This window comes from Janibacter endophyticus (genome assembly GCF_016888335.1).
Lineage (GTDB): Bacteria > Actinomycetota > Actinomycetes > Actinomycetales > Dermatophilaceae > Marihabitans > Marihabitans endophyticum.
The window spans coordinates 2,048,042-2,062,855 of the sequence record NZ_JAFEJG010000004.1; the positions used below are offsets into that span (position 1 = coordinate 2,048,042).

Consider the following 14,814-nt stretch of genomic DNA (forward strand, 5'->3'; position numbering starts at 1 on the left):
GCGCGGGATGACAAAGGAAGGGCACCCTTACCAAGAGACCGCGGCGCCCCCACCTAGACTCGCCGCTCGTGAGCGAGGCTGTCGAGGTACGCGACCTGCGCCGGGTCTTCGGCAGCACGCTCGCGGTCGACGGTGCCACCTGGAGCGCCCGGGCCGGCGAGATCACCTGCGTCCTCGGCCCCAACGGCGCCGGCAAGACGACGACGATCGAGTGCCTCGAGGGCCTCCAGCGCCCCGACGGCGGCACCGTCCGCGTCCTCGGCGTCGACCCCCACCGCGCGGATGCCGACCACCGCGCCCGGGTCGGGGTCATGCTCCAGGACGGCGGCCTCCCGCAGAGCGTCTCGCCCCTGCGCCTCCTGCGGCACCTCGCGTCCTTGACCGAGGGTCCCGGCCTCGGCGAGCGGCTGGTGCGCGAGCTCGACATCGAGACCTTCGGCCGGACCCCGGTCCGCCGTCTCTCGGGGGGCCAGCGCCAGCGGGTCGCCCTGGCCGCCGCCCTGCTCCACTCCCCCGACGTCGCCTTCCTCGACGAGCCGAGCGCCGGCCTCGACCCGCACGCGCGGCTCGACGTGTGGCGGATCGTGCAGGAGCAGGCCGAGCGTGGTGCCGCGGTCGTCGTGACGACCCACTCCTTCGAGGAGGCCGAGCGGCTGGCCCGGCGGATCGTCATCATGCACCGCGGCCGCGTCGTCGCCGATGCCCCGACCGACGAGCTCGTCGACGGCGGCAGCCTCGAGCGGACCTACTTCGCCCTCACCGGAGGCGACCGATGACCACCGCCACGACGACGACGGCTGCCCCCTTCGCCGGGAGGGTCCTGGCCCAGGCCCGCTTCGAGGCCGGCATCCTCCTGCGCAACGGCGAGCAGATGCTCGTCTCGATCATCCTGCCGCTCATGACCCTCGTCGGGCTGACGCTCGCGCCCTTCCCCGACCTCGGCGAGCACGAGCGCATCGACGTCGTCGCGCCGGGCGTCCTCGGCCTCGTCGTCATGAGCACGGCCTTCACCGGGCAGGCGATCCAGACCGGCTTCGACCGGCGCTACGGGGTGCTGCGCTACCTCGGGACGACCCCGCTGGGTCGCGGCGGCCTGCTCGCGGCGAAGGGGGTGGCGGTCGCCGCCGTCCTCGTCCTCCAGCTCGCGGTCCTCGCCGCCGTCGCGGTCGCCATGGGCTGGCGCCCGCAGCTCGCCTGGCTGCCCGTGGCGATCCTCACCCTGGCCCTCGGCACGTGGTGCTTCGTCGCCCTCGCGCTGGCGCTGGCCGGGGTCCTGCGCGCCGAGGCCGTGCTCGCGCTGGCCAACCTCGTCTGGGTGCTGCTGCTGGCCGTCGGCGGTGTCGTCATCCCGGCGACCGCGCTGCACGCGTCGGCCGACGCCGTCGTGCGCTGGCTGCCGTCCGCGGCACTCGGCGACGGCCTGCGCGAGCCCCTGCTCCACGGCGGCCTGCCGCTGCTCCCCTGGCTCGTGCTCGTCGTGTGGGCGGCGGCGGCGACGGTGCTCGCGGCCCGCACCTTCCGCTGGAGCGACTGAACCCTCGGCGCAGACGGCGCGACGGGTCGCGGACCGCGCGGATCTCCCTTCGCCCATGGCACTCAGGTCCCCCTGCGGCCCGGACCACCTCGTGGGGTGGTGTCGGGCACGCCGTACCGTTGAGGGGTGTCGACCACCCCCTCCGCCGAACGCACTGCAGCCCCCGCCAGCCGCCCGGGCGACACGCACCCGTGGCTGCGCCGCCTGCTCATCATCAACCTCGTCTGCCAGGTCGGGATCATCGTCACCGGCGGGCTCGTCCGGCTCACCGGCAGCGGGCTCGGCTGCCCGACGTGGCCGCAGTGCGTCCCCGGCTCCTACGTGCCGACGGTGGAGCAGGAGGAGGGCATCCACAAGCTCATCGAGTTCGGCAACCGGACCCTCACCGGTGTGCTCGGCCTCGTGGCGCTCGCCCTCATCTGGGCGCTCTACCGCTGGGCCCGCGACCGCCGTGACCTCCAGCTGGGTGCCTGGGGCGTCCTCGCGGGGATCGCCGCGCAGGCGATCGTCGGCGGGATCACCGTGCTCACCGGGCTCAACCCGTGGATCGTCGCCTTCCACTTCCTCTGCTCGGCCGCGCTCGTGGCCGTCGCCACCTGGCTGATCTTCCGCGAGCGGGAGCCGGCCGGGCGCCGCGAGGTGATCGTGCACCCGCTCGTGCACCAGGCCAGCCTCGCGGTCTGCGTGCTCGCCGGCGTCGTCCTCGTCCTCGGCACGATCGTCACCGGGTCCGGCCCGCACTCGGGCGACGCCGACACGCCGGCCCGCACCGGGCTGGACCCGCGCGCGATGTCCTGGCTGCACGCCGACACGGTCATGCTCTTCGCCGGCCTGGTGATCGCCGTGTGGATCGGTGCCCGGATCTCCGGCCGCACCGAGGTCCCCGGCCAGGCCTGGGGCTGGGTCGCCGCCGTCACCGCCGCGCAGGGGCTCGTTGGCTACACGCAGTACTTCCTCGACCTGCCCGAGGTGCTCGTCCTCGCGCACATGCTGCTCGCCTCGCTGCTCGTCGTGACGATCACGCGGGCGATGGTGCTCAGCCGCAGGAGCGTCAGCTGAGGCCGGGCAGCGGCAGGTGAAGGAGCGGGTCGATCGCCACTCCGAGGAAGAGCAGCGAGACGTAGGTGATCGAGAAGTGGAAGAGGCGCATCGGCTTGAGCACCGACTGCGCGGCACCGGCCTTGGCGGCCCCCATGAGGCGGTGCGCCTCGGCGAGGAAGAGCGCACCTGACGCCAGCGCGGCGACGAGGTAGATCCACCCCATGCCGGCGACCGGCACGAGCACGAGCGAGGTCGCGACCATCACCCACGAGTACGCGACGATCTGCTTCGCGACCGTCGTCTGCTCCTGGACCACGGGGGCCATCGGGACACCCGCGCGCGCGTAGTCCTCGGTGAAGCGCATGGACAGCGGCCAGTAGTGCGGCGGCGTCCAGAAGAAGATCACGAGGAAGAGGATGACCGCGGGCCAGCCGACCTCGTTGCGGACCGCCGACCAGCCGATGAGCGTCGGCATGCAGCCGGCGATGCCGCCCCACACGATGTTCTGCGCCGTGCGGCGCTTGAGGATCATCGTGTAGCCGACGGCGTAGAGCAGGATCGCGCCGAGCGAGAGCAGCGCCGACAGCGGGTTGACGAGCAGCCACAGCCACACCGTCGAGACGGCCGTGAGGACGAGGCCGAAGGTCGTCGCCGCCCGTGGGCTGATCTCGCCGGTGACGAGCGGACGGTTCTCGGTCCGGTGCATCTTCGCGTCGATGTCCCGGTCGTAGACCATGTTGAAGGTGTTGGCCGCGCCGGCGCTCAGCGAGCCGCCGACGAGGGTCGCGAGGACGAGCCACAGGCTCGGCAGGCCCCGCTGGGCCAGGAACATCACGGGCACCGTCGTCACGAGCAGCAGCTCGATGATGCGGGGCTTGGTGAGCACGACGTAGGCCGCCACCGTGCGACGCCAGGTGTGCTCCGTCGCCGACGCGGGCACGGTCGGCCGGTCGATCGTCGTCACGAGTTCCTCGGGGCAGGGGGCGGGCAGTCCCCACATCGTATCGCCAGGCGTCGGCGCACCTCCCACCGCTCGCGCCAGCCGGTCTAGGCTGGCGACGACGTGCCCCCTCAACCCTGAGAGAGAAGCCAACTCGTGACCCCCTCGCAGCCCGCGAAGAAGACCACCGCCGGCAAGGCCGGGACCCGCACCCGGAGCGTCAAGAAGCCCGTCGCCCGCAAGGCCGGCTGGAGCGACCTCGACATCGCTGCGGTCGACACCGCCCGGCTGCTCGCCGCGGACGCGGTGCAGAAGAAGGGCGACGGTCACCCCGGCACGGCGATGAGCCTGGCCCCCGCGGCCTACCTCCTCTACCAGCAGGTCATGACGCACGACCCGAGCGACCCGGGGTGGCTCGGCCGCGACCGCTTCGTCCTCTCCTGCGGCCACTCGAGCCTGACCCAGTACGTCCAGCTCTACCTCAACGGCTACGGCCTCGAGCTCGACGACCTCAAGGCGCTGCGCACCTGGGGCAGCCAGACCCCCGGTCACCCCGAGGTCCACCACACCAAGGGCGTCGAGGTGACGACCGGCCCGCTCGGCTCCGGCCTGGCCACGGCCGTCGGCATGGCGATGGCGCAGCGCCGCCAGCGCGGCCTCCTCGACCCCGACGCCACGGCGGGCGAGTCCCCCTTCGACCACCACGTCTGGGTGCTCGCCTCCGACGGCGACATCATGGAGGGCGTCGCCTCCGAGGCGAGCTCGCTCGCCGGCCACCAGGAGCTCGGCAACCTCACGGTGATCTACGACGCCAACCAGATCTCCATCGAGGACGACACCGACATCTCCTTCAGCGAGGACGTCGCCAAGCGCTACGAGGCCTACGGCTGGGCGACCGCCGTCGTCGACTGGCGCAAGAACGGCGACGGCGCCGACTACGTCGAGAACGTCGACGCGCTCCTCGCCGCGTGCGAGAAGGCGAAGCGCTCGAAGAAGCCCACCCTCATCGAGCTCCGCACGATCATCGCCTGGCCCGCGCCGGACAAGCAGGACACCGGCGCCTCGCACGGCTCCGCGCTCGGCGACGACGAGGTCGCGGCGACCAAGGAGGTCCTCGGCTTCGACCCGAAGAAGACCTTCGCCGTCGACCGCAAGGTCCTCGCCCACGCGCGCAAGGTGGTGGGGCGCGGCCAGGCCGCGCACAAGGCGTGGGACAAGCGCTACGCCGCGTGGCGCAAGGCCAACCCGGAGGGCGCCGAGCTGCTCGACCGGCTCGAGGCCCGTGAGCTGCCCCAGGGCCTGACCAAGGCGCTGCCCAGCTTCCCCGCCGACATGGACAAGGGCGTCGCCACCCGTGCCGCCTCCGGCAAGGTGCTCACCGCCCTGGCTGACCTCATGCCCGAGCTGTGGGGCGGCTCGGCCGACCTCGCCGGCTCGAACAACACGACGATGGACGGCCAGCCGTCCTTCGTGCCGAAGAGCAAGCAGACCGAGATGTTCTCCGGCGGCCCCTACGGCCGGACGCTGCACTTCGGCATCCGCGAGAACGCCATGGGCATGGCCCTCAACGGCATCGCGCTCGAGGGACTGACCCGCCCCTACGGCGGCACCTTCCTCGTCTTCAGCGACTACATGCGCCCCGCCGTCCGGCTCGCCGCGCTGCAGCAGCTGCCGGTGACCTTCGTCTGGACGCACGACTCGATCGGCCTCGGCGAGGACGGCCCGACCCACCAGCCGATCGAGCACCTCGCCTCGCTGCGGGCGATGCCCGGCCTCGACGTCATCCGCCCCGCGGACGCCAACGAGACCGCCGTCGTCTGGGGCCAGCTGCTGAAGAACGACCGCACCGCGGCCCTCGCGCTCAGCCGGCAGAACCTCCCGGTCCTCGACCGCTCCACCTACGCCAAGGCGTCCGGTGCGGCGAAGGGGGCCTACGTCCTGTCCGAGGCGAAGGGGGGCAGCCCCGAGCTGATCCTCATCGCCACCGGCTCCGAGGTCGCCATCGCCCTCGAGGCCCAGAAGACCCTCGAGCGGGGCGGCACCCCGACCCGCGTCGTCTCGATGCCCTGCCGAGAGTGGTTCGAGCGGCAGAGCCGCCGCTACCAGGACGAGGTCCTGCCGAAGTCGGTCAAGGCCCGCGTCTCGGTCGAGGCCGGCGTCGCGATGGGCTGGCACGACCTCGTCGGCGACTCGGGTCGCTGCGTGAGCATCGAGCACTTCGGTGCCAGCGCCGACCACAAGACCCTCTACGAGAAGTTCGGCTTCACCCCGGCGGCGGTCGTCAAGGCGGCCAAGGACTCGCTCAAGGCTGCGACGACGAGCCACGGCGTGCCCTCGGTCCTCGAGACGGCGCCGCGCAAGGACGACGAGACCGGGACCGACGTCGGCACGCCGAAGGACGCGGCCGACAAGGTCGAGGCAGAGAGCGGAGATCGAGCATGAGCATCCCCAGCAAGCCCGCAGCCGTCGAGGCGCTCGACGAGGTCGGCGTCAGCGTCTGGCTCGACGACCTGTCCCGTGAGCGCCTGCGCTCCGGCAACCTCCAGGAGCTCATCGACACCAAGGGGATCGTCGGCGTGACGACGAACCCGTCGATCTTCCAGGCGGCGCTCGCCGAGGGCGAGGCCTACACCGAGCAGCTCGCCGAGCTCGCCGGTCAGGGCAAGGACGTCGACGAGACGGTCTTCGCGCTGACGACCGACGACGTCCGCGAGGCCTGCGACCTCTTCCGCCCGATCTTCGAGGCCACCGACGGCGTCGACGGCCGGGTCTCCATCGAGGTCGACCCGCGCCTGGCCCGCGACAGCGACGCGACGGTCACGGTGGCCCAGCAGCTCTCCGACACGGTCGACCGCCCGCAGGTCTACATCAAGATCCCCGCCACGCAGGAGGGTCTCCCGGCGATCACGAAGACCCTCGCCGCCGGCATCAGCGTCAACGTCACCCTGATCTTCAGCCTCGAGCGCTACCGCGCGGTGATGAACGCCTACCTCGACGGGCTCGAGGACGCGCTCGACGCCGGCAAGGACCTCTCGAGCATCCACTCCGTCGCGTCCTTCTTCGTCTCCCGCGTCGACAGCGAGATCGACAAGCGGCTCGACGAGATCGGCACCGACGAGGCGCTCGCCCTGCGCGGCAAGGCCGGCGTCGCCAACGCGCGCCTGGCCTACCAGGCCTACGAAGAGGTCTTCTCGACCCCGCGCTGGGAGCGGCTCGAGGCCGAGGGGGCCCGCAGGCAGCGGCCGCTGTGGGCCTCGACCGGGGTCAAGAACCCCGACTACCCCGACACCCTCTACGTCGTCGACCTCGCGGCGCCGAACACGGTCAACACCATGCCGGAGAAGACCCTCGACGCGGTCATCGACCATGGCGAGGTCAGGGGTGACCAGGTGAGCGGACGGCACGAGGAGGCGGCGAAGGTCCTCGACGACCTCGACGCGTTCGGCATCTCCTACACCGAGGTCACCGACCTCCTGGAGCGCGAGGGCGTCGAGAAGTTCGAGGCCTCGTGGTCCGAGCTGCTCGAGGGCGTCCAGGTCGAGCTCGACAAGGCGGCCGCGAAGTGAGCGCCCTGTCCGTCACCGCGTCCGGTGCCGCCGCCGACGCCGTCGCCGCCCACGTCCCGACGCTCGTGGCCGACGAGGTCGCGAGCCGGCTCTTCGCGCAGGACCACACCCTGTGGGGACCGGCCGCCGAGGAGGAGTCCGCCAAGCGGCTCGCCTGGGTCGGGCTCGCCCGCTCCTCGCGCCCGCTCGTCGGCGAGATCTCGGCACTGCGTGACGACCTCCGCGAGCGGGGCGTCGACCGGGTGATCCTCTGCGGCATGGGCGGCAGCTCGCTGGCGCCGGAGGTCATCTGCGCCACCGCCGGCGTCCCCCTCGTCGTGCTCGACTCGAGCCACCCCGACGTCGTGCGCGCGGCTGCGAGGGACCTCGAGCGCACCGTCGTCGTCGTCTCGAGCAAGTCCGGCTCCACCGTCGAGACCGACAGCCAGCGGCGGGTCCTCGAGCAGGCCTTCCGCGACGCCGGGATCGACCCCGCCGAGCGCGTCGTCGTCGTCACCGACCCGGGCAGCCCGCTCGACGAGGACGCCCGCGGCAAGGGTTACCGCGTCATCAACGCCGACCCCTCCGTGGGCGGGCGCTACTCCGCGCTCACCGCCTTCGGCCTCGTCCCCTCCGGGCTGGCCGGCGCCGACGTCGAGGAGCTCCTCGACGACGCGGAGTCGGTGACCGACCTGCTCTCCGCCGACGACGAGGCCAACCCCGCACTCCGTCTCGGGGCCGCGATGGCCGGCACGGACCCCCTTCGCGACAAGCTCTACCTCGTCGACCACGGCACCCCGGTCGTCGGCTTCGGCGACTGGGCCGAGCAGCTCATCGCGGAGTCGACCGGCAAGGAGGGCAAGGGCATCCTCCCCGTCGTCCTCGACGCGCCGGGCGACCGTGCGCTGCCCGCCGACGCGACCCTCGTGCGGCTCGTCGGTCCCGACGACGAGACCCCGGACGAGACCGCCGCCCCGTCGGTCATCGACGTCGGCGGCACCCTCGGCGCGCAGCTGCTGCTGTGGGAGGCCGCGACCGCCGTCGCCGGCCGCCTGCTCGGCATCAACCCCTTCGACCAGCCGGACGTCGAGTCCGCCAAGGCGGCCGCCCGCAGCCTCCTCGACGCGAAGGGGGACGCCGTCCTCTCCCCCGACGTCACCGACGGAGCCGTGGAGATCCGCGGCCTCGGCGGCGACTGGCTCGGTCAGGCCGGCACCGTGGCCGAGGCGCTCGACGCCCTGCTCGGGCAGCTCGACGACTCGGGCTACGTCGCCGTCATGGCCTACCTCGACCGGGAGGAGCACGCCGACCTCGCGGAGGTCGCCACGGCGATCGCCGACCGCACGGGCCGGCCGACGACCTTCGGCTGGGGACCGCGCTTCCTCCATTCGACCGGGCAGTACCACAAGGGTGGTCCGGCCGACGGTGTCTTCGTCCAGGTGACCGACGCCCCCCGCGAGGACCTCGCCGTCCCCGGCCGCGACTTCACCCTCGGTGAGTTCATCGCCGCCCAGGCCGGCGGCGACGCCCAGGTGCTCGTCGACCACGGCCGCCCGGTCCTCGCCCTCCACCTCACCGAGCCCTCCGGGGTCCGGTCCGTCCTCGGTGCGGCGCAGGACGGCGCATGAGCCCGGCGCGGGTCACCGCGACGTCCAACCCCCTTCGGGACCCCCGCGACAAGCGGCTCCCGAAGATCGCCGGGCCGTGCAGCCTCGTGCTCTTCGGCGTCACCGGTGACCTCGCCCGCAAGAAGCTGCTGCCGGCGATCTACGACCTCGCCAACCGGGGGCTGCTGCCGCCCGGCTTCAGCCTCGTCGGCTTCGCCCGGCGTGACTGGGAGGACCAGGACTTCGGCAAGATCGTCTACGAGGCGGTCCGCGCACACGCCCGCACGCCCTTCCGCGAGGAGGTGTGGCGCTCGCTGTCCGAGGGCTTCCGCTTCGTGCCAGGGGTCTTCGACGACGACGCCGCCTTCGACCTGCTCACAGCGACGGTGCGCGAGCTCGACGAGCAGCGCGGCACCGGGGGCAACCACGCGTTCTACCTCTCGATCCCGCCTGGATTCTTCGCGACCGTCTGCCAGCAGCTCCAGCGCAGCGGACTGACCTCCGGCGAGAGCGACTCGTGGCGCCGCGTCGTCATCGAGAAGCCCTTCGGCCACGACCTCGAGAGCGCGCGTGAGCTCAACGCGATCGTCGAGGAGGTCTTCCCCGCGGACTCGATCTTCCGGATCGACCACTACCTCGGCAAGGAGACGGTGCAGAACCTCCTCGCGCTGCGCTTCGCCAACCAGATGTTCGAGCCGGTCTGGAACAGCCACTACGTCGACCACGTGCAGATCACGATGGCCGAGGACATCGGCATCGGCGGTCGCGCCGGGTACTACGACGGCATCGGCGCCGCCCGCGACGTCATCCAGAACCACCTCCTCCAGCTGCTCGCGCTCACCGCGATGGAGGAGCCGACCTCCTTCACCGCCGACGCGCTGCGGGCCGAGAAGGAGAAGGTGCTGGGAGCCGTGCGGCTCCCCCGGGACCTCGCCCGGCACACCGCCCGCGGTCAGTACGCCGCGGGCTGGCAGGGCGGCGAGGAGGTCATCGGCTACCGCGAGGAGGAGGGCGTCGACGAGAGCTCGACGACCGAGACCTACGCGGCGATGCGCCTCGACATCGACAACCGCCGCTGGGCGGGCGTCCCCTTCTACCTGCGCACCGGCAAGCGGCTCGGCAAGCGGGTCACCGAGATCGCGGTCGTCTTCCGCCGGGCGCCGCACCTGCCCTTCAACGACACCGAGACCGAGGAGCTGGGGCAGAACGCCGTCGTCATCCGGGTCCAGCCCGACGAGGGCATCACGATGCGCTTCGGCGCGAAGGTCCCCGGCAACCAGATGGAGGTGCGCGACGTGACGATGGACTTCGGCTACGGGCGCGCCTTCACCGAGAAGAGCCCCGAGGCCTACGAGCGCCTCATCCTCGACGTGCTCCTCGGCGACCCGCCGCTCTTCCCCCGGCACGAGGAGGTCGAGCTCTCCTGGGAGATCCTCGACCCGATCGAGCGCTTCTGGGCCAAGCAGCGCGGCATCGACCAGTACCCCGCGGGCACCTGGGGCCCGGACAGCGCCGACGAGATGATGCGGCGCGACGGCCGCGAGTGGAGGATGCCGTGATCGTCGACCTCCCGAGCACCACGACGCAGGCCGTCTCGAAACGGCTCGTCCAGCTCCGCCAGGACGTGGGGGCGATGGCCCTCTCGCGGGTCCTCACGCTCGTCGTCGTCGCCGACGAGGACGACATCGACGAGGCGGTCGAGGTCGCCAACGACGCAAGCCACCAGCACCCGTGCCGGATCGTCGCGGTCGCCCGGGGCAACCGCCGGGGCAAGGCCCGGCTCGACGCGCAGATCCGCCTCGGCGGTGACGCCGGCGCCAGCGAGGTCGTCGTGCTGCGGCTCTACGGCCCGCTCGTCGCCCACGCCCGCAGCGTCGTCATCCCGCTGCTCCTGCCCGACTCCCCCGTCGTGACGTGGTGGCCCAAGGACCCCCCGAAGCACCCGGCGGGGGACCCCGTCGGCGAGATCGCCCAGCGCCGGATCACCGACGTCGCGACCCTGCCGAGCTACGGCTCGACCCTGCGGCGGCTCGCCGAGGCCTACACCGACGGCGACACCGACCTCGCATGGTCCCGGATCACCCTCTGGCGCGGGCTGCTCGCCGCGGCCCTCGACCGGGCTCCCTTCGAGCCGATCACGGGGGCCGTCGTCACCGGGGCGAGCGACTCGCCCTCGGTCGACCTGCTCGCCGGCTGGCTGCAGCACCGGCTGCGCTGCCCCGTCTCCGTCGTGCGCTCACGCAGCCGCACCGGCGTCATCTCGGTCCGGCTCGAGCGGCGCTCGGGCACGATCGACCTCGTGCGCCCGCAGGACGGAGACACCGCCACGCTCGAGCAGACCGGCGAGCCGCCGCGCGCGATCGCACTGGCCCACCGCAGCGACGCCGAGTGCCTCGCCGACGAGCTGAGCCGGCTCGACCCGGACGAGGTGTACGGCGACGCCCTGACCAAGGGGATGTCCAAGATCACCCGGCGTCGCGGCAGGATGTCGGACGCCGTGGCCAAGGGATCGGTCCCCTCCCCCTCGGACAGCCGCAAGGCCGCCGCGAGGCTCGAGGAGGAGGCCGCCGCGACCCTCGCGTCAGCGATGATCGAGGCCGCTCCCGAGCCGAGGAAGAGCTCCAGCGAGCCCAGAGCCGTCAAGAAGGCCGCCCGGCGCAAGCTCTCGCAGAAGGGGACCCGCTGATGCCCGCGCCCGTCGAGATCGTCGTCGAGCGGGACCAGGACGCCCTCGCGACGACCGTCGCCCGCTGTCTCCAGGCCCACCTCGAGCAGGCTCGGGCCGCCGGCCGCCCCGCCGAGATCGGGCTCACCGGCGGGTCGATGGGCAGCGCGACGATGGCCGCCTGGGTGCAGGCCCAGGCCGCGTGCGCCGCCGACCTCTCCGACGTCGCCCTGTGGTGGGGCGACGAGCGCTACCTCCCGGCCGGGGACCCCGACCGCAACGACACCCAGGCCGACGAGGCGGGCCTGGCGCGCCTCGGGCTGCCGGAGAGCGCCGTCCACCGGGTACCGGGCCCTGACTCCAGCGACGACCTCGCGGACGCCGCCGCCCGCTACGCCGCGACGATCCGCTCCGCCGGGCGGGGTGGCTTCGAGGTGCTCATGCTCGGGGTCGGCCCGGACGGGCACGTCGCCTCGCTCTTCCCCGGTCACCCTGCCCAGCAGACGAGCGACGCGATCACCGTCGCCGTGCACGGATCGCCGAAGCCGCCGCCCGAGCGGGTGTCGCTGACCTTCGAGGCGATGGAGCGCAGCCACGAGGTGTGGTTCCTCGTCAGGGGTGGCGACAAGGCCGAGGCCGTGCGGGACGGGGTCGAGGGTGCTCCCCCGGAGGTCTCCAGCGCCGCGCAGGTACGAGGCACGGCGCGCACGGTGTGGTTCCTCGACGAGGAGGCGGCGAGCCTGCTCCGTCGGTGACCGGTCCGCTCAGTCGGTGTCGGTGCCGCGCAGCCGGCGCAGCTCGCCGAGCCGCTCCTCGAGCAGCGCCGCGCCCTCGCTGTCGCTGCGGCGCTCCTTCACGTAGGCCAGGTGGGTCTTGTAGACCTCGGCCTTCGGCGCCGCCGGCGGGTGGTCCTTGTCCTGACCGGCGGGCAGGCCGCACCGGGTGCACTCCCACTGCTCCGGGATCTCCACGCCGGGGTCGACGGAGAAGCTCGGGCGCACCTCGTGGCCGTTGCCGCACCAGTACGAGACGAAGGTCCGGGGTGCGGTGTCGCCGCGCTCCGCCTCGCCCATGGGCCCGGCGCCGACCCGGCTACCCCGGATCGCGTTGCCACCAGCCATGTGGGACTCCTAGGTGTGTGTTCGGAGGCTCTTAGACGTCGAAGCGGTCGATGAGACCCATGCCCACGATGGCGACGAACCACAGCAGGGCGACGACGACGGTGAACCTCGTGAGGTTGCGCTCGGCGACCGAGGACGATCCGAGCGAGGCCGTCATGCCACCACCGAACATGTCGGAGATGCCGCCACCCTTGCCCTTGTGCATGAGGATGAGGAGGGTGAGGATCAGCCCGGTGATCACGACGATCACCTGGAGTGCGATACGAACTGCGTCCACGCGGATGCTTCCTTGGATGCTCGTGAGGTGAAGATGGCCTGCCGGGCAGGATACCTGCCCGGCACGCCTCAGGCCGTCAGGTGCTGCTGGTAGCGGCAGATCGCGGAGAACTCCTCGGCCTCGAGCGAGGCACCGCCGACGAGCGCGCCGTCGACGTCCTCACCGGCCATGATCGCCGCGACGTTGCCGGACTTCACCGAGCCGCCGTAGAGCACCCGGATCCCCGCGGCGATCTCGGGCGAGGCGATCTCCGCGAGGGTCTCGCGCACCGCGGCGCAGACCTCCTGGGCGTCCTCGGGGGTGGCGACCTCGCCGGTGCCGATGGCCCACACGGGCTCGTAGGCGACGACGACGCTCTTGAGCTGCTCCTCGGTCAGACCCGCGAGCGAGCCCTTGACCTGGGCGACGACGTGCTCGACGTGGGTGCCTGCCTGACGGATCTCGAGGCCCTCGCCGACGCAGACGATCGGGACGAGCCCGTGGCGGTAGGCGGCGGCCGCCTTGGCGGCCACGACCTCGTCGCTCTCCGCGTGGTACTCGCGGCGCTCGCTGTGGCCGACGACGACGTAGGTGCAGCCGAGCTTGGCGAGGAAGGCTCCGGAGATCTCACCGGTGTAGGCGCCGGAGTCGTGCTGGGAAAGGTCCTGCGCCCCGTAGCGGAGCGCGAGCTTGTCTCCGTCGACGAGCGTCTGGACCGAGCGCAGGTCGGTGAAGGGCGGGACCACGACCACCTCGACGGCACCGAAGTCGTGCCGACCGTCACGCAGGGTCCAGTCGAGCTTCTGCACGAGGTGCGCGGCCTGCATGTGGTCGAGATTCATCTTCCAGTTGCCCGCCATGAGCGGGGTGCGCGTCGCCATCAGTTCTTCTCCTCGTGGATGGACAGGCCGGGCAGCTCCTTGCCCTCGAGGTACTCGAGGGAGGCGCCACCCCCGGTGCTGATGTGGCCAAAGTCCGAGTCGGCGAAGCCGAGCTGGCGGACCGCGGCGGCGGAGTCGCCACCGCCGACGACGGTGAGGGCTCCCCCCTTCGTCGCCTCGACGAGCGCCGCGGCGACGGCCTTCGTGCCGGCCGCGTAGGGGGCCATCTCGAACGCGCCCATCGGGCCGTTCCAGAAGACGGTCCTGCAGTCACGGAGCTTCTCGGCGAAGGCCGTCCCGGACTCGGGGCCGATGTCCAGGCCCATCCGGTCGGCGGGGATGGCGTCCGCGGCGACGACCTCGTGGTCGGCGTCGGCGGAGAACTCGGTAGCGGCGACGACGTCGGTCGGCAGGACGATCTCGACCCCGTCCCGCTTGGCCCGCTCGAGGTACTCGCGGACGGTGTCGAGCTGGTCCTCCTCGAGGAGGCTCTTGCCGACCTCGTGGCCCTGGGCCTTGAGGAAGGTGAAGACCATGCCGCCGCCGATGATCAGGCGGTCGGCCGTGCCGAGCAGGTTGTCGATGACCCCGAGCTTGTCGGAGACCTTGGCGCCGCCGAGGACGACCGCGTAGGGACGCGCGGGGTCCTCGGTGAGGCGACGCAGCACGTCGACCTCGGCCTGGACGAGACCGCCGAGGGCCGCGGGGACGCGGGTGGCGATGTCGTAGACGGAGGCCTGCTTGCGGTGGACGACGCCGAAGCCGTCCGAGACGTAGGCGTCGGCCAGCGTGGCGAGGGCGTCCGCGAACTCGCCGCGCTCCCCCTCGTCCTTGCTCGTCTCGCCCGCGTTGAAGCGGAGGTTCTCGAGGAGGGCGACGTCACCGTCACCGAGCCCGGCGACGGCGCTCGCCGCGACCTGGCCGACGGTCTCCTCGACGAAGGTCACGTCCTGCCCGAGCAGCTCGCCGAGGCGGGCCGCGACGGGACGCAGGGAGTACCGGGGGTCCGGGGACCCCTTCGGCCGGCCGAGGTGGGCGCACACGACGACGCGTGCGCCCGCCTCGGACAGGCTCTTGATGGTCGGCACCGAGGCCCGGATGCGGCCGTCGTCGGTGATCGTCTCGCCGTCGAGCGGTACGTTGAGGTCGGATCGGACGAGGACGCGCTTGCCGCGCAGGTCGCCGAGGTCAGCGATGGTCTTCACGGTTCCGGGTGCCTTTCGG

14 protein-coding genes are annotated in these 14,814 nt (G+C 72.4%); 9 read left to right on the forward strand and 5 right to left on the reverse strand.

Features of this window, described 5'->3' with window-relative positions:
* The first annotated feature begins 68 nt into the window (after positions 1 to 68).
* From JNO54_RS09905 to JNO54_RS09915, 3 genes are all read left to right on the forward strand, one after another.
* Positions 69 to 776 carry an ABC transporter ATP-binding protein gene (locus tag JNO54_RS09905; RefSeq protein ID WP_204143752.1) on the forward strand — a complete coding sequence of 236 codons (708 nt, stop codon included), beginning with the start codon at positions 69 to 71 and terminating at the stop codon, positions 774 to 776.
* Complete coding sequence (locus JNO54_RS09910; RefSeq protein ID WP_204143753.1) at positions 773 to 1,534, forward strand: ABC transporter permease; 762 nt, start codon at positions 773 to 775, stop codon at positions 1,532 to 1,534. The genes JNO54_RS09905 and JNO54_RS09910 overlap by 4 nt, the downstream gene beginning before the upstream one ends.
* 126 nt (positions 1,535 to 1,660) lie before the next feature.
* Complete coding sequence (locus tag JNO54_RS09915) at positions 1,661 to 2,593, forward strand: COX15/CtaA family protein (RefSeq protein ID WP_204143754.1); 933 nt, start codon at positions 1,661 to 1,663, stop codon at positions 2,591 to 2,593.
* Here the strand turns inward: JNO54_RS09915 and JNO54_RS09920 are convergent.
* Positions 2,586 to 3,539 (reverse strand): heme o synthase, encoded by a 954-nt coding sequence (locus tag JNO54_RS09920; protein ID WP_307818157.1) that lies wholly within the window; start codon positions 3,537 to 3,539, stop codon positions 2,586 to 2,588. The genes JNO54_RS09915 and JNO54_RS09920 overlap by 8 nt on opposite strands.
* Before the next feature lie 132 nt (positions 3,540 to 3,671).
* Here JNO54_RS09920 and tkt point away from each other — a divergent pair, with 132 nt between their 5' ends.
* Genes tkt through pgl form a run of 6 tightly spaced genes read left to right on the forward strand, consistent with a single transcriptional unit; the run spans position 3,672 to position 12,087 of the window.
* The gene (gene tkt / locus JNO54_RS09925) at positions 3,672 to 5,957 is read left to right on the forward strand and encodes a transketolase (RefSeq protein WP_204143756.1); all 2,286 of its coding nucleotides are present in this window, start codon (positions 3,672 to 3,674) and stop codon (positions 5,955 to 5,957) included.
* A complete protein-coding gene (gene tal / locus JNO54_RS09930; RefSeq protein WP_204143757.1) occupies positions 5,954 to 7,081 on the forward strand; it encodes a transaldolase in 1,128 nt (375 codons plus the stop codon). The genes tkt and tal overlap by 4 nt, the downstream gene beginning before the upstream one ends.
* The gene (locus tag JNO54_RS09935; RefSeq protein ID WP_204143758.1) at positions 7,078 to 8,688 is read left to right on the forward strand and encodes a glucose-6-phosphate isomerase; all 1,611 of its coding nucleotides are present in this window, start codon (positions 7,078 to 7,080) and stop codon (positions 8,686 to 8,688) included. Before tal ends, JNO54_RS09935 begins: the two co-directional genes overlap by 4 nt.
* Positions 8,685 to 10,226, forward strand: a complete 1,542-nt coding sequence (gene zwf, locus JNO54_RS09940) for a glucose-6-phosphate dehydrogenase (RefSeq protein ID WP_204143759.1) — start codon at positions 8,685 to 8,687, stop codon at positions 10,224 to 10,226. Before JNO54_RS09935 ends, zwf begins: the two co-directional genes overlap by 4 nt.
* Positions 10,223 to 11,353 (forward strand): glucose-6-phosphate dehydrogenase assembly protein OpcA, encoded by a 1,131-nt coding sequence (gene opcA, locus JNO54_RS09945; RefSeq protein ID WP_204143760.1) that lies wholly within the window; start codon positions 10,223 to 10,225, stop codon positions 11,351 to 11,353. Before zwf ends, opcA begins: the two co-directional genes overlap by 4 nt.
* The gene (gene pgl, locus JNO54_RS09950) at positions 11,353 to 12,087 is read left to right on the forward strand and encodes a 6-phosphogluconolactonase (RefSeq protein ID WP_204143761.1); all 735 of its coding nucleotides are present in this window, start codon (positions 11,353 to 11,355) and stop codon (positions 12,085 to 12,087) included. The genes opcA and pgl overlap by 1 nt, the downstream gene beginning before the upstream one ends.
* 9 nt (positions 12,088 to 12,096) lie before the next feature.
* On the opposite strand, the gene JNO54_RS09955 is transcribed toward pgl, so the two are convergent.
* The 4 genes from JNO54_RS09955 to JNO54_RS09970 all read right to left on the reverse strand — a co-directional run bounded on the left by JNO54_RS09955 (position 12,097) and on the right by JNO54_RS09970 (position 14,795).
* Positions 12,097 to 12,453 (reverse strand): RNA polymerase-binding protein RbpA, encoded by a 357-nt coding sequence (locus tag JNO54_RS09955; RefSeq protein WP_204143762.1) that lies wholly within the window; start codon positions 12,451 to 12,453, stop codon positions 12,097 to 12,099.
* A 31-nt stretch (positions 12,454 to 12,484) separates the two neighbouring features.
* Positions 12,485 to 12,730 carry a preprotein translocase subunit SecG gene (secG, locus tag JNO54_RS09960; RefSeq protein WP_204143763.1) on the reverse strand — a complete coding sequence of 82 codons (246 nt, stop codon included), beginning with the start codon at positions 12,728 to 12,730 and terminating at the stop codon, positions 12,485 to 12,487.
* A gap of 68 nt (positions 12,731 to 12,798) precedes the next feature.
* On the reverse strand, positions 12,799 to 13,590 hold the full coding sequence (gene tpiA / locus JNO54_RS09965; RefSeq protein ID WP_204143764.1) for a triose-phosphate isomerase: 792 nt from the start codon (positions 13,588 to 13,590) through the stop codon (positions 12,799 to 12,801).
* Positions 13,590 to 14,795 carry a phosphoglycerate kinase gene (locus JNO54_RS09970; RefSeq protein WP_204143765.1) on the reverse strand — a complete coding sequence of 402 codons (1,206 nt, stop codon included), beginning with the start codon at positions 14,793 to 14,795 and terminating at the stop codon, positions 13,590 to 13,592. The genes tpiA and JNO54_RS09970 overlap by 1 nt, the downstream gene beginning before the upstream one ends.
* Between the last annotated feature and the right edge of the window lie 19 nt (positions 14,796 to 14,814).